Below are 22,159 nucleotides of genomic sequence, written 5' to 3' on the forward strand. Positions count from 1 at the left end.
GACATCTTAGGGGGCCCAAATGAATATTTTCTCATCTGTAAAAGTGCGATTGATCGTGTCATTCGCATTTATTTTGCTTGTTCCAAGCATTTTAATTGGAGTCATTTCCTATAATAGCGCGAGTTCGATCGTGAAGAAGGAAATAGAGACAGCCATTGCTCAAAGTATTAAGCTGTTAAATGATCAGATTGATGGGGCCATTGATGAAAGTGATGCAAACATCAAATATTTATCTAAAATTATTAACGCTAAAGGCGATAACGGGGCAGATAATTCTCCTGTCCGTGAATTGCTGAATGATTTCCAGGAGCTTCATCCAAACTTGGCGAGTACATTCGTTGGGACTACGGACGGAGTCATGATTCAGTCCCCGAAAATGAAGCTGCCTGAAAATTATGACCCAAGAAAAAGCGTTTGGTATAAAGACTCGATGGCGAACAAAGGCAAAGTCATTATTACAAATCCTCGTATGACGGACTCGACTAATGAAATGGTCGTGACGATTGCACGCTCCTTGGAAGACGGTTCTGGAGCAGTTGCGATGAATTTAAGGCTTAAGCATTTAATGAACATCGCAAAAGATGTGAAGATTGGTCATGAAGGCTACATTATTATGTTAAGCAAAGATAAACAAATTATGGTGCATCCAACGCGTAAGCTAGGGTCTGATGTAAGTAAAGAGTCATGGGTTGATCCTATGTTTAAGGACAAGCAGGGGATGTTTACGTATGAGTTTGAGGGAGATTCCAAGGAAATGGGCTTCCTTACAAATGAAGCAACAGGCTGGAAAGTAGCAGGTACGATGTACTCTGAGGAATATGGCAATGCATCGCAGCCTATTTTGAACACAACGATCATCGTTGTTGCTGTAGCGGTTGCAATTGGGACGGCTATCGTATTTTTCATTATTCGTTCCATTCTAAATCCACTTAATCGTTTGAGAGATGTAGCTCATGCGGTAAGTGGCGGTAATTTGCAGATGCGCTTAAATGCTTCGTCCAAGGATGAGTTTGGTGAGCTGAGCCGCAGCTTTGATGTGATGACGGACTCATTGCGTTCGGTCTTAAATGAAGTGACAGACGCTTCTCTGCATTTGTCCTCTTCCTCCCAAGAGCTGGCGGCTGCTTCTGAACAGTCTGCGCAAGCTTCTCAATATACGGCGGAGAGTATGATGCAGCTATCTGCAGGGTCAGAACAGCAAGTTAATCAAATGAAACAAGCGGATACGATTGTTGGAGAATTGGCTGTAGGCGCTCGTCAAATTGCAAACAGCTCGCAATCTGTTGCAGAAGCAGCGACGCTTTCTGCCGATGTAGTTGTGGAAGGAAATCGCTTCATCCAGCAAGCGGTTCAGCAAATGGAATCGATTAATAGCAGTGTAACTCAGCTAGGCCAATCCATGAGCGGATTAAGCGAGCAAGCACGCAGCATTGATGATATTGTAACAGTCATTACTGGTATTGCCGGACAGACCAACTTGTTGGCGCTAAATGCATCGATTGAAGCTGCACGTGCTGGTGAGCATGGCAGAGGATTTGCTGTAGTAGCAACCGAGGTTCGTAAATTAGCTGAGCAGTCTTCCTTGATGGCCAAGCAAATAGCGGAGACGATCCAGCATATTCAAGCTGAAATGCTGAAGTCAGCAAATGATACAGAGAGTAGTGCCGCTGAGGTCAAACTTGGCATTAAAGTAATTCATGAAGCGGGCTCTGCGTTCCAACGTATGGAGAGTGCTGTTCATGTTGTAGCTACACAAATTCAAGAAGTATCTGCATCTTCTGAGCAGATGGCTGCTGGTACGGATGAGATGAGCGGCTACATTAATGAAATGAAGGCTGTGACGGAACAATCTGCGGATCATACAAAAGACGTATCGGCAACAGCGGAGGAGCAGTTGGCTTCTATGCAGCAAATCAGTTCGTCGGCTGAAGAGTTATCTCGAATGGCGGAGCGATTAGGTGTTGTCATCTCAAAGTTTAAGCTATAATCCATAATTTTATAAAATGTAATAATGAATTCGTAAAAAGCTGCCTTTTGTCATGAAAATGATGAGGCGGCTTTTTTAGGTAATTCGATCCATTTTCCAGCAAATTTATCGGAAATTATGACAATATATTCGTGTGTAAACTATAATATTAGTGATACATAATTTTAATAAAATTCGTACATAAGCTAGATTCAACATCGCGAGGTGAGTCAATGAGCAGAGAGAAATAAGGTGCTAAACGATTGATTTAGGGGGAGAAAGGTTAGGCTGCAAGCTACTAAAGGTTACATCATTTCATGAGGTGGGGGACTACATGAGAATCACATGGTCAGTACGTACACGTCTTATTTTGGCTTTTGCACTTATTTTGATCGTTCCGAGTTTGTCTATTGGTCTATTTTCTTACGATCAGGCTAAAGTGATCGTGCAGGATGAAATTGTCGATGCTGCTAGAGAGAATGTAATGCTGCTGAACGATAAGGTCACTTCATTGATAGAAGATGGCAAGAGTGACGCTCAATTTCTAGCAAGGCTTGTTCAGGCAAGTGGAGATAAAGGGGGAGAGGGATCCCCTACTAGGAAACTAGTTACTCACTACCAAGCACAGCACCCAGATCTTGTGAGTACTTATGTAGGTACGAAAGATGGGGTTATGATTCAGGCACCTAAGCTTGCATTGGCTCCAGACTATGATCCGAGAAAACGCGATTGGTACAAGCAAGCGATAGAGAACAAGGGGAAAACTATTGTTTCTGCACCCTACCATACGGCTTCAACAGGGGCGGAAGTAGTCACGATATCACGTATGACCGATGATGGGTCTGGCGTTGTAGCGATGAACTTGAATTTGAAAAGTATCGTAGATATGACGAAAGAGATGCATATTGGTGAACAGGGATATGTAACGATTTTGGATGAAACACATAAATACGTAGCCCATCCAACGCAGAAGCTAGGCTTCGAATCGAAGGAACCATGGGTAGATGAGTTATACAGTAAAGAATCAGGAAGTATCAGCTATATATTTGAAGGCCAACAGAAAGATATGGAATTTACTACGAATAAGCTTACAGGATGGAAAATACTTGGGACGATGTATACGAAGGAGTACGAGGAAGCATCGGCACCTATTTTCAGAACAGCGGTTATTGTTATCGCTATCTCGATCCTGCTAGGATCAGCTGTCGTATTTGTCATCGTTCGTTCGATTACGAATCCATTGAAGCGACTAATGCAGTCTGCGCAATTAATTAGCGCTGGCGACTTGACTGTACGAATTAATGCGAAGTCGAAAGATGAACTTGGCAAGCTAAGTGACAGCTTCGACGCGATGACAGAGTCACTGCGCACCGTGCTGCATGAAGTGTCTGACACCTCGATGCACTTGGCTTCCTCCTCGCAGGAGCTTGCGGCTGCTTCAGAGCAATCCGCGCAAGCTGCTCAGTATACAGCCGATAGTATGGGACAATTGGCTGAAGGATCGGACAGTCAGGTGGCGAGTATGGATGCTGCGGAGATGATTGTGCAGGAAATTACAGTTGGAGCTAGGCAGATTGCTAGCAGTTCCAGCACGGTTAGTGAAGCAGCTATGCAATCGTCAGAAGTGGTTGGCAGCGGTAATCATTCCATCCGACGAGCGATTAAGCAGATGGAGTCGATCAATAGCAGTGTTGGCGAGCTAGGTCAGTCGATGCGCGGCTTAAGAGAGCAAGCGCGGAGTATTGACGATATCGTTAAGGCAATTACAGCGATTGCTGGGCAGACCAATCTATTGGCGTTGAATGCTTCTATTGAAGCGGCTCGCGCTGGAGAGCATGGCAAAGGATTTGCTGTAGTAGCAAGCGAAGTACGCAAGCTGGCAGAGCAATCATCCGCGATGGCACAACAAATTGCAGAGACGATTCATCATATTCAATCCGAGATGGAGAAGTCGGCAGCTAATTCCGAGCAGAGTGCAGTTGAGGTCGCGCTCGGTATTGATGTCATTCATGAAGCAGGCACAGCGTTTGAAGAAATTGAGCAAGCTGCGCAAATTGTGGCGACCCAGATTCAAGAAGTATCTGCAGCTGCCCAGCAGATGTCTGCGAGCACGGAAGTGATGGCGGGTAATATGCAGTCAATCAAAGCAGTTACCGTACAAATGGCAGACGGTACACAAAGTGTATCTGCAACGACGGAAGAGCAGTTGGCCTCCATGCAGGAAATTAGCAACTCAGCAGAGGAATTGTCCAGCATGGCAGAGCGTTTGGAGTCCTTGATTGCGAGGTTCAAGGTGTAGCCTAGTTTTGAGCAGTGAGCTTGTTTAAATAGCATCAGTAAATAGGAAAGAGCCCATTGAATCATCAATGGGCTCTTTCTGCTGTTAATATTTATGCATGTATTTTCAGGTCCAAATTGCCGATATGTAAGAGATATAGGGTAAACAATTTGTTAAAAGGTGGGAACAATATGAAGTGGAAATTGTCCGTGCGGGCGCGCCTTATTTTAGCGTTTGTATTAATATTGTTAGTGCCGAGTTTGTCGATTGGCATGTTTTCTTACGATACGGCTAAAGATATCGTAAAAGAAGAAATATACTCTGCAACCGAAGGTAGCGTAATGCTGTTGGATGATAAAATAAGCGGGATGGTTTCCGACAGCAAGAGCAATGTTGAATTTTTAGCTGGATCTGTGCTGGATTTTGTAGAGAAAGGTCAGGATCATTCTGAAATCTTTGATTTGTTAAATCGATTCCAGTTCACTCATCCTGAATTAGCTTCTACGTATCTCGGTACGAAGGACGGAGTTATGATACAAGCTCCAAAGTTTAAAACTGCAGTAGGATATGACCCTAGAGATCGTGAGTGGTATAAGCTCGCAATGGAGAAGAAGGGTGATGTAGTTGTAACCCCGCCGTATCGTGATGCTTCGACAGGGAAAGAAGTCGTTACGATTTCTCGAGCTATCGATAACAATCTTGGTGTTGTTTCCGTTGACTTGGATCTTAAGAAACTGATGGCGATGACGAGTCAGGTCAAGGTTGGTACGAACGGATATATCATCATTCTCGATCAGACTCGCAAATATGTCGTGCATCCAACATTGCCGCTAGGCAGTGAGGCTAAAGAAATATGGATGGACGAAGTATATGGTCAAATTTCTGGGCGCCATCATTATGTGTTAAACGGTGAACCGAAGGATATGGCCTATACGACGAATGAAGAAACAGGCTGGAAAATTGCGGGGATGATGCTTACCGAAGAGTATGGTGAGGCTTCACAGCCTATTTTCCGGACGACATTCATTATTGTGACTTCCGCGATCATTATTGGTGCTGTCGTTATCTTCTTTATTATTCGTTCTATTTTCAATCCGTTGCAGCGATTAATGAGAGCTGCGAATCGAGTGAGCAAAGGCGACTTGACCGTAAAAATTGACTCTCGCTCGAACGATGAATTCGGTAAACTAAGCTACAGCTTTGATACGATGACCAATTCATTGCGCGGTGTCATCAATGAAGTATCAGATACGTCGATGCACTTGTCTTCTTCTTCGCAAGAACTTGCGGCTGCTTCTGAGCAATCTGCTCAGGCATCTCAATATACAGCGGAGAGCATGAACCAATTGGCAGTAGGTTCGGAAACGCAAGTATCGAACATGAATGAAGCAGAGGGAATTGTTCAAGAGATTACCGTTGGTGCGAAACAAATTGCCAGCACTTCGCAGACAGTCAGTCATGCGGCGCTAGAGTCCTCAGACATCGTGGAAGAGGGCAATCGTTCGATTCAGCGCGCTGTTCAGCAGATGGAGTCGATTAATAGCAGTGTGAGCGGCATGGGTCAGTCCATGAAAGGGCTTAGCGAGCAAACGCATAAGATCAATGATATCGTTAAAGCCATTACAGGGATCGCAGAACAAACGAATTTGCTGGCACTTAATGCTTCCATCGAGGCGGCTCGTGCTGGTGAGCATGGCAGAGGCTTTGCCGTTGTTGCAAGTGAGGTACGTAAGCTAGCCGAGCAATCTTCAACGATGGCGAAGGAAATTGCAGAGACGATCAAGCATATTCAGTCTGAAATGCATAAGTCGGTTCGCAACTCCGAGCAAAGCGTTGCAGAAGTATCCCTTGGGATTGAAGTTATCCATGAGGCAGGAGCGGCATTTGAACGTATTGAGCAAGCGGTGCAAATTGTGGCGACACAAATTCAAGAAGTATCCGCCTCGGCTCAGCAGATGTCTGTAGGTACAGAAGAAATGTCCGGCTACATGCAAGAAGTGAAGTCTGTTACGCTGAAAATGGCAGATGGTACGCAAACGGTATCTGCTACAACAGAAGAGCAGTTGGCTTCCATGCAGGAGATTAGCAATTCAGCGGAAGAATTGTCCCGTATGGCTGAGCGATTAGAGGAGAGCATTGCGAAGTTCAAGCTGTAACTATGATCGCATCGCAGCCAGTTAATTATAAAAGGTAGCTGCTTGCTTCCAACGGCTTAGTTCACCCGCTTCGTTATCCTTGTTATAATAGAAGGAGAAACCGAGGTGAATAGGATGGCTAAGAAAAGAAAACAGCAACCAACGCCTTCTTCCAACCTATCCGCGGATAAGCCAGCTACATTGAAAGACTTATTGAGTGCGGATGTGCTTAGCAAACTGAAGGCGCAAAGCGAAGACTTGAAGACAGCAGAAGCTGAACGCAAAGAAGTAGAGAGCAAGAAGGAAGAAGAGGCACGCAAGGCGGAACAGAAACGTCTTGATAATGATTTTGAGTATTTATTAAACAATGACAAGATGGATTGGCGTAAATATAAATCGTAATTCATTTACGCTTCATTAACACAAACAATGGATAGAGTTATCGGTGGCTGCGTGCCCTGATTCGCTATCCATTGTTTGTGTTATTTGCTTTTTTTGTTATCCGCGGCTTCAAGCGAAGCGAGCTTGCCTTCTTTGAATTGGTGTATTTTTCATATTTTTATGTGGAAAATACCTAATTTAGGATATATAATGTGTTTTACATAAAAACATATGTACATACATGGAGGACATCATGGAGAAATTAGGACAATTTGTAGGAAAAACATTTGCGATTTGGGTAATGATCGCAGCGTGCTTGGCATTCATTTGGCCAGAACTATTTAAATGGATCGGCGCATATATCACGCCATTGCTCGGTATCATTATGTTCGGCATGGGGCTGACGGTATCTTTAGGGGACTTCAAGGAAGTACTCCGTCGCCCTGTAGCGGTTATTATCGGGGTTGTTGGCCAGTTTCTTATTATGCCGTCGCTAGCTTTCTTGCTTGCGAAGGGACTTCAGCTCCCGCCGGAAATCGCAGTAGGTGTTATTCTCGTTGGCTGTTGTCCTGGAGGAACGGCATCCAACGTTATGACTTATATGGCAAAAGGAGACGTGCCGTTATCCGTAACGGTTACATCGATTACAACGTTATTGGCACCTATGGTCACACCAGCACTTATTTTATTTTTAGCTAGTGAATGGGTTCCTGTCGATGCCTCGGCATTGTTATGGTCCATCGTACAGATCGTAATCCTTCCAATCGTGCTAGGTATCATTTTCAAAACATTGCTCAAGAAGCCTGCACAAGTAGGGGTTAAAGCCTTGCCGCTTGTCTCTACAGTGGCAATTGTCGCAATCGTAGCTGCAGTAGTAGCGGGAAGCCAACAGAAGATTGCAGAGACAGGGCTTATTATTTTTGCTGTCGTTATTCTTCATAACTGCTTAGGGCTTATGTTAGGTTACTTGTTTGCAAAGCTATTCAAGCTGGATCTTGCAGCACGCAAAGCAGTTTCCATCGAAGTTGGTATGCAGAACTCGGGACTAGGAGCGGCCATTGCAACGGCACATTTCTCTCCACTCGCTGCTGTACCAAGTGCAATATTCAGTGTGTGGCATAATATATCCGGCCCAATCGTGGCGATGATTTATAGTCGAATGGAGTCTAAGTCGGAGATAAGGAAATAAAATGGCCAGTTAATCTATTTTAAATAGGGGTGTCCAAATATGGCGCAGATTCGCAGTATGAATGCAGCCGATGTAGATCAGGTTTCTCGCTTTATTGCGGAGTTGAATCAGATCGAGGAGTCACATATCGGCTATTGTGGTAAAGACCATCAAGAAATCGCACATTCTTTTATGGAGGATGTAACCGATGTTCCATACAATGAAGGTTTCGTACTCGCTTATGAAAATGATAAATTGATTGGTGTGTTGGGCTTCGACGCAGATCTAGAGCAACACTGCGCTGAATTATGGGGGCCATTTGTGAAGGCAGACAAGTGGGAACATATTGATAAATTGTGGGGCCAGATGGTTGAGCTGCTGCCTCCAGAAATTCACTCGCTAAGCTTGTTCCCGAATAAAAAGAATGCACCTGTCATTCAACTAGCTGAATATCTTGATTTCTCTAAAAAAAGTGAAGAAGCCATTCTCAAGTTTCAACGGGCGGATTGTTGCAAGTTAACAGAAGCGGGAGCTGCCGAATTAACAGAATCCTATTATTCTGAAATGATCGAACTGCATGATCGTGTTTTTCCGAACACGTATTACAGCGGTCAACAAATTATAGAACGTGTAAATGAACACAGAAAAGTGTTCATCATCAACAATGGAACGGATTTATCCGGATACATTTATGTTGAAGCTGAGCCAGAGTTTGGAGAAGCTAACATCGAGTTTTTCGGAGTGACAGAATCGGAGCGAGGAAAGGGCATAGGCAGTCGGTTGTTGATGGCTGCACTAACTTGGTTGTTTGCCTTTGATACAATTGAAGCGATTACGCTTTGTGTAGGTGCAGACAATGATAAAGCTATTCAACTGTACAAAAAGGTCGGTTTCCAGCACGTCCATGACTTATGCTTTTATTACAAAGAATAATTAACATCGTTTACTAAATAATAAAGGGTTCGGCATATTGGGGATGAACAATATGCCGAACCCTTTATTTTATCCATGAACTCGCTTGTGTTGCTTACCAGTATGTGTCCTTTTATGTTTCATGTAATATGTTATTCGCCTGCTATTTTAAATCCATAACGCTTAAAAATTTGCTGCGCCTCGGGCTGTTGAACATATGCCATCCATAGCTGAGCAGCTTCTAAATTACGTGTCTGCTGGATGATGCCAATCGGATAGATGATTGGATCATGATGCTTGGGACTCACAAAGTGAACGATTTTGGAGTTTTTCGCTACTAATGCGTCTGTACGATAAACAAAGCCAGCGTCGACATTTCCGGTATCTACATAGGAGAGAACTTGGCGAACATCTTTTGTGAATACCGCTTTATTTTTAATGTCATTCCAAAAATGTAAGCGTTGTAACGTTTGTTCCGTATACATACCTGTGGAATCGGTCTCAGGGTCACCGATAGCAATGCGCTCCATTTCGCTTGAAGTTAGCTTCTCCAAGCTTGACCAAGTTTGTTTGTTCGTTGTGTTCACGATAACAACAAGCTCATTGCTTAGCAAATTACGCTGCTGGTTGTCAGTGACGAATCCAGACTTGATTAGACTGTTCATATGCTTGCTGCTAGCAGGCATAAATATATCCGTTGCTGCGCCTTGTTCAATCTGCTTCTGTAAAGCTCCGGAAGCTCCGAAATTGAGCTGTACCTCTACATGTGGGTATTTTCGCTCGAAGTTATCTTGTATCTCTACTAGAACGGTTTGCAAGCTAGCATCTGCCGATACGACTAATGTCCCCTGTGCAGGATCGTTGTCACTAGACGGTGTTGAGGGTAACAGATTGCAGGAATGCAGCAATAACACAGGCAGTAATAGATATGCGATTAGCGCACGGACTTTGCTGCGCTTCAGAATCGATTCCTTCATTCGTTTATTTCCTCACTCATCCTTAATCATAGTAAATTCGAATTGATGCCCAAGCATATCCATTTTATTATAGAAGGAACGGTTCATACTTTCAATTTAAGAAGTATAGATGAAATGGAATTATTAAATATCGCTTGAAAATAAATACAAGCTTGGTTTCTTGTATTTATCTCGGAAATCGTCATGAAACATAGCAATCTATCATAAGCTGAACTACATATTTAGATCCATGAAATATGCATAAGCTAGTTTGTTAATCCTACATTACCATTTGATTCGCCGCTGAAGGAGGATGCTAATCATGAGAGTTTCTGAGAGAAGGAATCTACACGCGCTAAGAAAGAGTTGGTCCAATACAATAGGTAAGATGCTTGTGTTGATGTTGACCGTAGTGTTCGTATTTGGAACGGCGGTCGATCCTATAGGAGCAAATAAAGCGGAGGATAGTGGACTCCAATTGTGGACAAAGCAAGTAGGTGATGCTGGAACTGCTGACGATTTTCTGGACAAGCCTTTCCGGCTAAGTGAGCGGGAAGCTCCACAATTACCGAAGCTCACTGCCTTCGATGAAATGGCTAATTCAGCTATTGCTGCCAAGGAACCTGTTCCTTCCTCTAGCAAAGTGGTCTATTTAACATTTGATGACGGTCCTAGCAAGCATACCGCCGATGTATTGGATATTTTGGAGCGAGAGAATGTGAAGGCTACATTTTTCGTTTTAGGCAAGCAAGTAAAACAGCATCCGGAGCTATTGAAGCGAATAGATAAAGAAGGGCATGCGATTGGTAATCATTCTTATAATCATGCTTACAAAAAGCTGTACAGCGACTTTCGTCATTTCTGGCAGCAAATCCGAGATACAGGTCAAGTGATCAAAGAGGTTGTTGGCTATGAACCTCGTCTCGTGCGCGCTCCGGGAGGCACGTATTTGAATTTCGACCGGCAGTATTTTCAGCTGTTAAGCCAAGCTGGTTATATCGTACATGATTGGCATGTGGACAGTGGGGATTCCAAGCGATCGGGTGTTCCAGAAAGCGAGATTATGAAGTCGATCCGAGCTGGCGTGAGATTGCCGCATACGGTTGTGCTTATGCATGATAGTGCGGGGCATGGTGAGACGGTTAAGGCGCTGCCAGATATCATTAAATTTTACCGTGATAAAGGATATACCTTCGAGATAATGACGCCAGACTTGGAGCCTGTTCAATTCAAAGTTTCAACACGCAAGCGTTGGGAACGTAAGTCTGTTACACAGGCTTGGATCGATCAGCATGTGAAAGCTGTAGATGTACGAGGTGAGAAGCAGCCAGAACGCCAAGGGGAACAACAATCAGGGAAGCAACCTGCAAAACAACCTGAGAAACAAGTTGAGCGACAAAATGATAGTTCGCTGCGCTTCAAAGCAACAACCGAAGTAGGAATGCTCAATTTGCAGCCAGGGCAGTACAAGCGAACACAACAGAATACGTATATTCCTGCACGTATACTGACTACTCATTTAGATGGAAACATTATCGTTTCTGATAATCACTCAACTCAGATTGAGCTTCAATTTAAGCAAGGGACGATTACCGTGAATCGGGCGACAGGAGCTGCTGTTTGGCAGACTGATACGAGTGAACGTGAGCGCTTAATTTGGAAAGGGATCGAAGAAGACGGGGTGCTGTGGGTACCGCTTCGTCCGGTTCTGGATACGATAGGTGTTCCGTTGTTAAAGTATGAGTTCATCCCTTTGGAAATGGGGAAGATTGACGCTTAGCCATACTTAAAGAAACTTTATTACGTATACTTTACATGCAAACATCAAACCTTCTATTTCACAAATAAGATACAACAACTGATAGAAGATGCTTAAACATAAGCATCTTGTTCCCAGCTTGCTGATCTTCTCGTGACGTAGAAGGTTTTTTGCTATTTTGAGCTCCTGTGCCTCCTAGTCTAGCTGTCTATTTGTTTACAATTCATAGAATTGGGCGAGACTGAGACTAGCAAGCTAGCAGGCTTGGTAGGCCATGTCTAATCTATTCCCAATCGATACATGGAGTTATTGATCGTTACAGTCAGGTGCGTGGAGTAGGTGAGGAAATCTTGTTGAAGGTAGATAGGGAGGTATCACTGCAATGATAGATTGTTATGAAAATATAAAGGACAAGCCGAACTGGACGTCGAGCTTTGTTCAACATGATTTTCCACAGCTGTTGGAACAGCTCCAGCAGATCGTAGTGGGCAAGCCGGAGGTATTTCGACTTGCTTGCATTACGATGTTGTGTGGCGGGCATTTGCTGCTGGAGGGTGCTCCAGGTGTAGGAAAGACGCTGTTTGCTCGTACATTAGCGCAAGTTACTGCCGCTGATTATCGTCGCCTACAGATGACGCCGGATATGCTGCCGGCTGATGTAACAGGCAGTATGGTATTCGACCCTAATGGAGGAGAGCTGCGTTATAGCGGAAGTCCATTGGAAGCTCATATCGTGCTTGCAGATGAGCTGAATCGAGCTTCAACACGTACACAGGCAGCTTTGCTGGAGGCGATGGAGGAAGGAACTATTTCAATCGATGGCGTGACACGTAAGCTGCCAGAGCCATTTATGCTTATTGCGACCCAAAATCCGCTATCGTTCGAAGGTACGTATCGCTTGTTGGAAGCTGAGTTGGATCGCTTCCTGATGAGATTGACGATGGAATATCCAGATCCGGAGATGGAGTCCAATATGCTTATTCAGCAATTGGCGTATGAAGGCTGCACGCGAAGAGTGCGCGCTGTCTTAACGCCAGATGAGTGGCTTTTGATACGGAAGCGAATCCGCAATCAGCATGTGGATGCGACCGTTTGTCGCTATATCGTGGAGTTGGTACAGGCGACGCGCAGCCACGCCGAGGTAGGGCTTGGCGTAAGCCCGCGCGGCTCTGCAGCGTTGCTGCGGGCGAGCCAAACGGAAGCGTTTCTGCACGGACGGGACTATGTTATACCCGCGGACGTGCAGGCCGTGGCGGTGCCGGTGCTAGCGCATCGGCTGCAGCTCCGCGGTGGGGAGGATGCCGTCGAGCGGCAGGCATCGGTTATCCAGGAGCTGCTGCTGTCTACACCGGTGCCGACATTCGGCCACAAGCTGCCGCGCACGCATGCGAGTGCGGGCGGGAGCGGCAGCGAAGGAGGCCGCAAGGCGCGCCGAGCAGCTAAGCTGCTCCGACGCCCGGCCCATGCAGGCAGCAGCATGCATGAGCCGCTGCCTGCTTTGCTGCGCAAGCAGCGCCGAGCCAACGATTCGTGGCTCGGGGGTCTGTTCCGATGAAGCCGCAGCTATTGCGGCTCAGCCTTGAGCAGCCTCACCGCAAGCAGTTCCGCCTGAAGCGGTCGAAGCCGCTCGAGGCAATCGGAGCAGACCTAGGCGCTGCATGGCTGCGCCCAACAGCAGCCGGCCTGCTAGCGCTATTCCTGCTCGCATGGGGTGTAGCTGAGCGGCATGGAGCGCTTAGCTTCATGGGAGCCGCGCTGCTCGGCTATTGGCTCTTCGCCGCATGTAGCTGTCTGACCGCACCGCTGCGGCATATTCAAGCTGCTACAACGCGGTGCGGCCGCAAGATTGGTCCTGTCGAGACAGAGCTCGTCTGGACAACCACGATTACTTCGCGGTCACGGCTGCCGCGAATTTGGCTGCAAGTCACAGAGGTGTGGCTGCGGGTAGACGAGCAAGGTGAGGTGCTGGACCAACTGTCCTGCACCCGTATGCTCTACCCAGGCAGCCAGCGCCGCCTTTCCTGCAAAATGAGCTTGCCTGCCGGGACAATGGGCATTTATCATCATGGAGGCACGTATATCGTAACCGCCGATTTGCTTGGCTGGTGGCGTAGAGGACGGTTAATTCCCCCTATAGATCAGGAGGAACAGATACTAACTAAACAGCACGCTGACTCCGAATTAGAACTGCATGCAGTCGGACAAAAACCTATAGATATAGAGCGGAGCTATGCGATTGTCGTCCCTTCTGCTGCTCAATGGGATAGCACTGACGGCTTGCAGCAGCTTCTCATGCAAATGTTGCGGGCTGAAGAAGCGTCCAAGGGAGTTTTCGATACGGAGGCCTATAACGAATCCGTAGATAAACTGCGGCAGCGGAATGCTTCACAAGGTATGATGGCCTCGATGGAGCTTCGTCCCTATCAGAAGGGAGATGCTTGGCGCTCCATTCAATGGCGGAACTATGCAAAGAGTCGTCAACTAGTTGTGCGTCCTCATCAAGCAATGGAGGTTAGCGACATGATTATCTTGTTCGATGATAGTTCAGTACAAGGGAATCTATTAAGCAAGGCTGCCTTTGCGGCATTAATAGACACAACACTAGAGTGGGTATGGAGATTACAAAAGAGCGGTTATCGTGGGCGAATACAACTATTTCGAACATCAACAGAAACGTGGATACGAGGCTATGAATCGATCATCGTCCATCTTGCAGCGGGTAGGAGGCCAGGAGAAGAGGGGGCAAGTATAGGAAATGCAGTTCAGTCACCAATAGCATTACAGCGATATTTTTCTGCTCAGTCAGCCGTAGTAGTCATTAGTCCTTATGACTCAACCTCACGGCTAGCATCGATTCAGTTTCATTATCAGATATCCAGCATTGCATGTTGGATTCAATCCTCAACCCAGACGAAGATAACTGTACGAGATCTGGTCCCAAAGCTGGAATCACAAACAGAAGCAACAGCATGGCACTCGTCAGAACGAATACCTATTGGGAGTCCCTTAAATAAGCATTCGGGAGGAAACGATGATGTTTCACTTCACAACTGAGCGACAAGCGTTATCGTTTCTATCCAATAACAACCGTTCTACAAGCATTATCCATTGGTGGAGCTGGCTAGGCTGCAACTTGCTGCTGATGGGATTGTTTGTAGAATGGCTTCTCCCTTTCTATCATTCACCCTATTTAAACATGTCCGTTCATTTAGGCACGTGGCTAGTACCTGTAGGTGCAGCTCTGTTGATAGGTTTATGCTGTTCATCCAAATGGCTGAAGGGTGGACTTGTATGTTCGACCGTTCTGCTAGTCAGCACATGGGCAAGTTTAGAGGATGAAACGTGGCTGGGAAGCGTAGTATCCATGCCGTTGCAGCTTGTAAAAACGATTCAAGCGTGGGCTGTGGATGTAGAAGGGATGGTCATGTTCTTTATAAAAGGGGATGACTACCGCTATTCAGATGTTGGTGAGCTCGCGCTAATATTGATGTTTATCATGTTGTTAAGCTTGCTTGTTCAATCGTTGATGATTTCTTCTTACTCCGTCAGTTTGTTCGGTTCAGCGACTATCGTATATTTGCTGCTGATGGAAAAAATCATGGGTATCGACACAGGGGGTGGTCTTGTTCGTGCATTCCTATGGACGATAATTGCCATCTCATGGCTGCAATTGCAGCGTCAGCGTGAAGAAAGCGATCAAAACACGGCGTCATGGCCTGCTCGTTGGTGGGGGGCGACGATGTTACTGGCTGTTGTGTTAGTCGTGGGATACACACTATGGGCGATGACGTTTACTAGCAGAAATCCTACTGTGTGGCCTGCACTTGAGTCATGGGTTCAAGAAAAATTCGAGAAACTAACAGACAGTGGCGATCGATTACAAGGGCGGACAAACAAAGATGGCCGGCCCATCGCAACGGTTGGATTGACAGGATACGGACAGGATGATCGTCAGCTTGGAATGCCAATTCGAATGAACAAAGCAGTGTTGTTTCGTGCAACCACCCCGCAGTCAACTTATTGGCGTGCTGAATCTAAACAATTGTATACAGGGCAAGGCTGGGATGTTCGAGATGATGGGGAGCGAGAAGAGAGTGTTCGCACGGCTTTGCCGTATAACAGCAATCCGTCCGGCCTAATGGCAGATGCATGGTCAGAACCATTTGAACAGCATTTGCGCTTTGAGCAGTTTCCTGCAGACATGCCCTTGCTGCATGGTGGGCGGCTCATTCAAGCTAAGTCGGGCAGCGATCAGCCGGAAGCCAATATCCAGTCACTTGCAGCTGCTCGTCAGCAACACGCAAAACTGTCACGGGAAGCAGTCACTATTAGTGATACAAAAGCATTAGCTTACACCGTTAAAGTAAGTCATTTTATCGGTACTCCAGCGTTGTTTGCTGGATTAACAGCTGCTGATGATCCGGAAGATGTGAAGCGTACATACACAGAGCTTCCAGAGAATTTGCCAAATAGAATCACGGAACTTACAGCGAAACTGATAGAAGGTGCTTCTAACCGATATGAACGTGTTGAGCGTGTTCAACGCTACTTATTGGAGAACTATGTCTATACAACAGAAGCCACATCTGTTCCAGAGGGAGAAACCGACTTTGTAGACCATTTCTTATTTGAGCAGCGGCAAGGTTACTGCGTGCATTTCTCCACGGCGATGGCGGTTATGCTGCGGACACAGGGTATTCCTACTCGATGGGTCAAAGGTTTTGCGCCAGGAGAGCCGGAAGCAGACGGCACCTACACGGTTCGTCATTCAGATGCACATGCGTGGGTGGAAGTATATATGCCAGAAGTGGGATGGGTGCCATTCGATCCAACACCTGCGAGAGGTATTGTTCCGGATGCGGAGCAGGCAGTGACGATTCCAGCAAGAGCAGATGTTATTCAAGGTGAAAATGGATCGTACGAGCTGAATGCACAGTTGTACAATGGAGCACTCGGAGGTACTGCAATGACAGTAGATGCGATACTGACAAATATGCAAAAGTGGATTCATCCACTATTGGAATCAGCTTATACAGCTATGAAAGTGGGCGGGGAATGGCTAATAACGACGACTTCTTCCTTCTGGAAACAGATGCTGACAGAGCTTGAAGCTTGGCAGGATCAAACATTTTGGGCAGATTGGCAAGCGATGCTAGTTACATTCTGGCAGATGGATGGTTGGATGCGACTGTGGTCGGCTTATCCGATATCTATGAGCATAGCAGCAGTTGTACTGCTTGTCGTGATAGGATGTATAGCACAATGGCTGATCGCAAGCATTTCGCGTAAATATCCACTATGGACATTGCGACGCTTGCTGCGCAAGCAGCAGCAAGATTACAACAGGAGCCGTGCGCTTCGTGTAGGTGAGCTGGCATGGTCTATCCTTCAACGTCGCCTAGGCGAACGGTTGCCAGGAATGACATTGGAGCATTATGTACAGGCCGGTTGTGAGAAAATGGGCAGTCAACTTACGTCTAGTGAGCGGGATGCTTTAGAAAGATTGATTGCATACAGCAATGAAATGCTATATGCAGTCGCAAATGAGCGTCCGAAGCAAGCAGATGAATTTGGGCGTATCTGTTCTGAATTATTTCCGAATAAAAGGCAGAGAGCAGCAGACTTTTAATGGCGTCTGCTGCTCTATTTTACGTATTTATCCGATACACACTAGACCGATGAATCATACGAAACGGTAGCTCATGTCGTTCAGGTGGATCATCAGGCTGATCGAGCTGGTGCTTGAACAGCTCAAAAGCTTTTCGCCCGATATCATAGCTCGAAAGATCAAACGTAGTCAGGCCGAGCACTTTGGCAATTGGTAAGTTATCGAAACCGATAATAGAAAAGGATTGCACGTCTGCTTCGCTATGGTTGCGCAGTTCCAGCATCATGCCGGCTGCTGACTGATCGCCTGCAACCAGCAGTGCAGTTGGACGTTCTTTCATTTGCAGCAATGTGCGGATAACCTCCGCACCATCTTCAACATTGTAACAATGATGGAATCCCCACTCAGGGCGAAACGGCTCGCCAAGTTGATGCAGCGCTTCGCGATAGGCACGTATGCGCTTATCGCTGTTGTAGCTATCTGGGCGACCGAGGCAATATCCGATCCTTCGATGCCCATATTCCATGAGTACATCCAACGCATGCTTCATCGTCTGATAGTGATCCATATAAATACTCGAAAAACGTTGTACATCTGTATATTCACAAGCAACAACAGGGCCATATACTTTATACGGCTCGATATCATGCCAAGACGATTGTCGTGAGCAAATAATAACGCCATCGACCAGCTTATCGCGCAGCAACTGAAGTGCACGCTCTTCTTCACTTATACTATAGTCGGTTTGGCACAGGATGACCCGGTATTGGTGCTGCAGCGCTTCATAAGCAATGCCGTCAACAAGTCCTGAGAAGTAAGGATGATTTGCAAAAGGAAGCATGACCGCCACCATAAATGTTCGTCCTTTTGCCAAGTGAACTGCATTTCGGTTTGGGGTATATTGCAACTGCTCCATCGCCTCTATAACTGCTTGGCGCTTGTCCTCGCTCACATAAGGATGGCCATTAAGTACACGTGATACCGTCGTCACCGATACACCTGCTTCTTTTGCAATTTGACGAATGTTAGCCAATTCGTTCACCTCTGCTATGTATCGTTTACACTACTATCCTTTGACCGTCATCGTTGTTTCTTCTACTCATTGTATACCAATTTTAGCAAAAGCCTCAAACTATGAGCTGTAATCGTAATTATCGTCAATCCTATCTTTCAAAAAAATATTATGAAAAATACTTGCTCTGAAACGCGTTTCATCCTTTATCTTGAATATGTAAGACGAGAAGAGCGAGGTCGGCGTTACCGTGTGGACGTTTTCGTCTGCAGCTCAGATGGGCGTGACGACCTTGTTTTTCTCTTGGCTCGTGGTATGAGAGATAAAGGAGGCACTAATAATGTACAAAGTTGTATTTTTTGATATAGATGGGACGCTGTTGAATCCGGAAGGAAGCATTCCGCAAACGGCCAAGGATAGCATTGCACGACTGCAGGAGCAGGGCGTAGAGACGGTTATCGCAACGGGACGCACTCCATATGCATTCGAATGGATAAGAGAAGAATTGAATATTCATTCGTACGTAAGTATGAATGGAAGTTATGTTGTTCGAAATGGGGATGTTATTATTAATGACCCAGTTCCAGTTGATATGTTAGATAAAATAAGCCGTTCTACTGGTACAAGAGGGCATGCACTTGGTATGGTTGGAACCGATAATACCGCGGTATCGCTTGCTAATGACCGTGTAACGGATTCGTTTACGGAATTCGGTATTGATATCCCTTTGGTAATGCCGGAATACTATCGAGAGCATGCTGTATATCAAGGATTGTTATTTTGTGAAGAAGCGGAAATGAGTGACTATGTGGATGAATTCCCACAGTTGCGCTTCATTCGGTGGCATCCTCTAGCTGTAGATATTCAGAATGAGGGCTGCTCGAAAGCATCAGGTATCGCAGCATATTTGCAAGCAGCTGGATTGCAACCTGATCAGGCCGCAGCATTTGGTGACGGATTGAACGACTTGGAAATGCTTCAGTTCGTAGGAGCGGGCGTAGCAATGGGAAATGCCAAGGATGAAGTAAAACAGATCGCGCACCGTCTTACAGCTGCTGCTCACGAGGACGGTATTCGCAAAGGTCTAATCGACTTACAACTTATCGAAGCGTAGGAGCCTTAGTATTGTGCGCAAAATGGTTGGCTATCCCTTGCTCAGTTATTGATGAGCATAAGCTTCAAAACAAGCTTCAAATCGTGGGCTCTACAATGTGCTCAAATTTCCTCTTTGCAAGATGGTTGTTTGTAATGTTCTATAGGTTGCTTTCTAAGTATTGTTCGGTGTCCTCTGTGGAAGGAAAATGACGATAAATGTCCTTCCGAAAGTGGACACTTTTTTTAAAAGATATATATCTTCTTCATAGGGGAAAATAGCATATTTAGTTTTTTTTTGAAATTTTATTGCACTATATATTGTGTTTTTCGTCCTGGAGGAGAAGTGTTGTCAATTGGTTCCTAGATGTCCACTTTTGCGTGGACAATTTAGAATAATGTCTTTCTGTAGTGTACAAATTATGCTATGATTTATGCAGTATTTTAACAGGCAAATCGTAGTTGTCGGCATCATCTTTGTATACTCGAAAGTTATCGTCATTTTGTATATTCGTAGTGTCCAAATGACTCTAATTAGTTATCGGTAACTCAACAAACTTAATAATGAAAATAACGGAATAACTAACAGCACTGCAATTCGATAAGGTGAGTGGAATCCCTAAATTCATTCGAACAGTAACTGGCTATGTGATGGTTCACTCTATGACTGAATTACCTTGTTTATGGAAAAGGTGTGGCTGTCATTTTTCAACAGGACATTTATCTTTGACGAATGAAAGAAGAAAGAGTACCATACAACATAATGCAGGGAATGCGAACGGGTAAGTTATGGCATAGTAACTACTGGAAACATATCGCGTCACAGGACAAACAATTGACGCTGGTACCGGCATTTTATTATAATAGTAAACATTATTTTTGAGGGGGCACATGAATGAGCAGCAAGCCACAAGAGATGATTATCGTTCTTGACTTCGGTGGTCAGTACAACCAACTTATCGCTCGTCGTATTCGCGATCTAGGCGTATACAGCGAGTTGATGCCGTTTAACACTCCAGTAGAAAAAATCAAGGAATTGAATCCGAAAGGTATCGTTTTCTCCGGTGGTCCGGCGAGCGTTTACTTAGAAGATTCTCCAGTCGTTGATACGGCGATTTATGACTTGGGTATTCCGATTATGGGGATTTGCTACGGCATGCAGCTGATGTCTCATCAGCTTGAAGGTAAAGTACAGCGTGCAGGGAAGCGCGAATATGGTAAAGCAGATGTCGTGTTCCAACCGGAAAGTGCGCTTGTTAAAGGTTTGGAATCCAACCAAACGGTGTGGATGAGCCACAGTGATCTCGTTGTTGAAACGCCAACAGGCTTCCGTGTTGATGCAAGCACAGAGCATGCGCCAATCGCTGCGATGAGTCATCCTGAGAAGAATTTCTATGCTGTTCAATTCCATCCTGAAGTGCGTCACTCTGTGTACGGAAATGAAATGATCCGCAACTTCTTGTACGAAGTATGTCAATGTGAGGGCAACTGGAGCATGGAAACTTTCGTTGAGGACAAAATCCGCGAAATCCGTGATACAGTTGGCGACCGTAAAGTACTTTGCGCATTGAGCGGCGGTGTAGATTCCTCTGTAGTTGCTGCGTTGATTCACCGTGCTATCGGCGATCAGCTTACTTGTATGTTCATTGATCACAATTTGCTGCGCAAAGGCGAAGCAGAAGGCGTTATGGAGACATTCACAGGCAAGTTTGATATGAATGTTATCAAAATTGACGCTCGTGAGCGCTTCATGAGCAAATTGGCAGGCGTCTCTGATCCTGAGCAAAAACGTAAAATTATCGGTAACGAGTTTATTTACTGCTTCGACGAAGAGTCTGCTAAGCTTGGAGACTTCGATTTCTTGGCGCAAGGTACGTTGTACACGGATATCGTAGAGAGTGGTACTGCTACTGCTGAGACGATCAAATCTCACCACAACGTTGGCGGTTTGCCAGAAGACATGAAGTTCAAGCTTATTGAGCCACTTAACGCACTCTTCAAGGACGAAGTTCGTAAAGTGGGCGAGGAGCTTGGTCTTCCTCGTGAAATCGTATGGCGTCAGCCGTTCCCAGGTCCTGGTCTTGCTATCCGCGTATTGGGTGAAGTAACAGAGGACAAGCTTGTAATCGTTCGTGAATCTGATGCGATCCTTCGTGAGGAAATCGCAAAAGCAGGTCTTGATAACGAGATCTGGCAGTACTTCACAGCATTGCCTGACATGAAGAGTGTCGGCGTTATGGGTGACTCCCGTACGTATTCCTACACAGTAGGTATTCGTGCAGTAACATCTATCGACGGTATGACAGCTGACTGGGCACGTATTCCGTGGGATATTCTTGAGAAAATCTCCGTACGTATCGTTAACGAAGTTGAGAACGTTAACCGTATCGTGTACGATGTAACGTCCAAGCCACCTGCTACAATCGAGTGGGAATAGGAATAACAAAAATAAAACCGCTGGATGCCTATGCTAGGTATTCAGCGGTTTTTTGTGTTTTTCTAGAAGTGTCACGGTGTGTGCACGGATTATTAGTGTTCCTTTCAATGATATTTAAGCGTTGAAAAAGTGTAGAAACTTGTCAGTTTAACGAATAAGTAAATCTAAAACACGAACGTAAACGTAATTAAATATAATAATGTTCGGATTTTACGTTGACAGCAAGCCTGAACGCTCGTACAATAGAAATAGATAATTTCATATCTTTTTTCGTATAATTTCGGGAATTGGCCCGGAAGTTTCTACAAGATTACCGTAAATGATCTGGCTACGAAAGATACAGGTGTACGCGTCATGCAGCTTCACATGATGTGGATGCAGCGTTAGTTCACCTCACCTTATTTTTTGGCTCCTTTGTCTATTCCTATGATTTTGAATAGGCGAGCTGCTTGTAC

The 22,159-nt window shown here is 45.5% G+C and carries 14 protein-coding genes and 1 riboswitch; of the genes, 12 read left to right on the forward strand and 2 right to left on the reverse strand.

Annotation, left to right across the window (positions count from 1 at the left end; all coding sequences use genetic code 11):
- Positions 1 to 19: 19 nt before the first annotated feature.
- The 6 genes from FPZ44_RS21100 to FPZ44_RS21125 all read left to right on the forward strand — a co-directional run bounded on the left by FPZ44_RS21100 (position 20) and on the right by FPZ44_RS21125 (position 8,861).
- Complete coding sequence (locus FPZ44_RS21100) at positions 20 to 1,987, forward strand: methyl-accepting chemotaxis protein (RefSeq protein ID WP_144993620.1); 1,968 nt, start codon at positions 20 to 22, stop codon at positions 1,985 to 1,987.
- Positions 1,988 to 2,300: 313 nt separating this feature from the next.
- On the forward strand, positions 2,301 to 4,265 hold the full coding sequence (locus FPZ44_RS21105; RefSeq protein ID WP_144993622.1) for a methyl-accepting chemotaxis protein: 1,965 nt from the start codon (positions 2,301 to 2,303) through the stop codon (positions 4,263 to 4,265).
- Between the two features lie 170 nt (positions 4,266 to 4,435).
- Complete coding sequence (locus FPZ44_RS21110) at positions 4,436 to 6,400, forward strand: methyl-accepting chemotaxis protein (RefSeq protein ID WP_144993624.1); 1,965 nt, start codon at positions 4,436 to 4,438, stop codon at positions 6,398 to 6,400.
- Between the two features lie 114 nt (positions 6,401 to 6,514).
- Positions 6,515 to 6,781, forward strand: a complete 267-nt coding sequence (locus FPZ44_RS21115; protein ID WP_144993626.1) for a YqkE family protein — start codon at positions 6,515 to 6,517, stop codon at positions 6,779 to 6,781.
- A gap of 220 nt (positions 6,782 to 7,001) precedes the next feature.
- Positions 7,002 to 7,949, forward strand: coding sequence for a bile acid:sodium symporter family protein (locus FPZ44_RS21120; protein WP_186786171.1), 948 nt, complete (start codon positions 7,002 to 7,004; stop codon positions 7,947 to 7,949).
- Positions 7,950 to 7,988: 39 nt separating this feature from the next.
- Positions 7,989 to 8,861, forward strand: coding sequence for a GNAT family N-acetyltransferase (locus tag FPZ44_RS21125; RefSeq protein WP_144993630.1), 873 nt, complete (start codon positions 7,989 to 7,991; stop codon positions 8,859 to 8,861).
- A 131-nt stretch (positions 8,862 to 8,992) separates the two neighbouring features.
- Here the strand turns inward: FPZ44_RS21125 and modA are convergent, their stop codons facing one another.
- On the reverse strand, positions 8,993 to 9,817 hold the full coding sequence (modA, locus tag FPZ44_RS21130; protein ID WP_144993632.1) for a molybdate ABC transporter substrate-binding protein: 825 nt from the start codon (positions 9,815 to 9,817) through the stop codon (positions 8,993 to 8,995).
- 301 nt (positions 9,818 to 10,118) lie between these two features.
- Between modA and FPZ44_RS21135 the strand changes: the two genes are divergently transcribed.
- The 4 genes from FPZ44_RS21135 to FPZ44_RS21150 all read left to right on the forward strand — a co-directional run bounded on the left by FPZ44_RS21135 (position 10,119) and on the right by FPZ44_RS21150 (position 17,184).
- Positions 10,119 to 11,576: a polysaccharide deacetylase family protein gene (locus tag FPZ44_RS21135; protein WP_186786172.1), complete on the forward strand. Its 1,458-nt coding sequence runs from the start codon at positions 10,119 to 10,121 to the stop codon at positions 11,574 to 11,576.
- A 361-nt stretch (positions 11,577 to 11,937) separates the two neighbouring features.
- Positions 11,938 to 13,110, forward strand: a complete 1,173-nt coding sequence (locus FPZ44_RS21140) for an AAA family ATPase (RefSeq protein ID WP_144993636.1) — start codon at positions 11,938 to 11,940, stop codon at positions 13,108 to 13,110.
- Entirely contained in the window at positions 13,107 to 14,609 is a 1,503-nt protein-coding gene (locus tag FPZ44_RS21145) for a DUF58 domain-containing protein (protein ID WP_144993638.1), read from the forward strand. Before FPZ44_RS21140 ends, FPZ44_RS21145 begins: the two co-directional genes overlap by 4 nt.
- The gene (locus tag FPZ44_RS21150; protein ID WP_144993640.1) at positions 14,587 to 17,184 is read left to right on the forward strand and encodes a transglutaminase-like domain-containing protein; all 2,598 of its coding nucleotides are present in this window, start codon (positions 14,587 to 14,589) and stop codon (positions 17,182 to 17,184) included. The genes FPZ44_RS21145 and FPZ44_RS21150 overlap by 23 nt, the downstream gene beginning before the upstream one ends.
- 19 nt (positions 17,185 to 17,203) lie before the next feature.
- Here the strand turns inward: FPZ44_RS21150 and FPZ44_RS21155 are convergent, their stop codons facing one another.
- Positions 17,204 to 18,196: a LacI family DNA-binding transcriptional regulator gene (locus FPZ44_RS21155; protein WP_144993642.1), complete on the reverse strand. Its 993-nt coding sequence runs from the start codon at positions 18,194 to 18,196 to the stop codon at positions 17,204 to 17,206.
- Positions 18,197 to 18,515: 319 nt separating this feature from the next.
- On the opposite strand from FPZ44_RS21155, the gene FPZ44_RS21160 reads away from it, so the two are divergent.
- Entirely contained in the window at positions 18,516 to 19,289 is a 774-nt protein-coding gene (locus FPZ44_RS21160; protein ID WP_144993644.1) for a Cof-type HAD-IIB family hydrolase, read from the forward strand.
- 873 nt (positions 19,290 to 20,162) lie between these two features.
- A complete protein-coding gene (guaA, locus tag FPZ44_RS21165; protein WP_144993646.1) occupies positions 20,163 to 21,704 on the forward strand; it encodes a glutamine-hydrolyzing GMP synthase in 1,542 nt (513 codons plus the stop codon).
- A gap of 250 nt (positions 21,705 to 21,954) precedes the next feature.
- A riboswitch (purine riboswitch) is annotated at positions 21,955 to 22,055 on the forward strand.
- Positions 22,056 to 22,159 lie beyond the last annotated feature (104 nt).

It is taken from the genome of Paenibacillus agilis, from assembly GCF_007786455.1.
Classification (GTDB): domain Bacteria; phylum Bacillota; class Bacilli; order Paenibacillales; family Paenibacillaceae; genus Paenibacillus_B; species Paenibacillus_B agilis.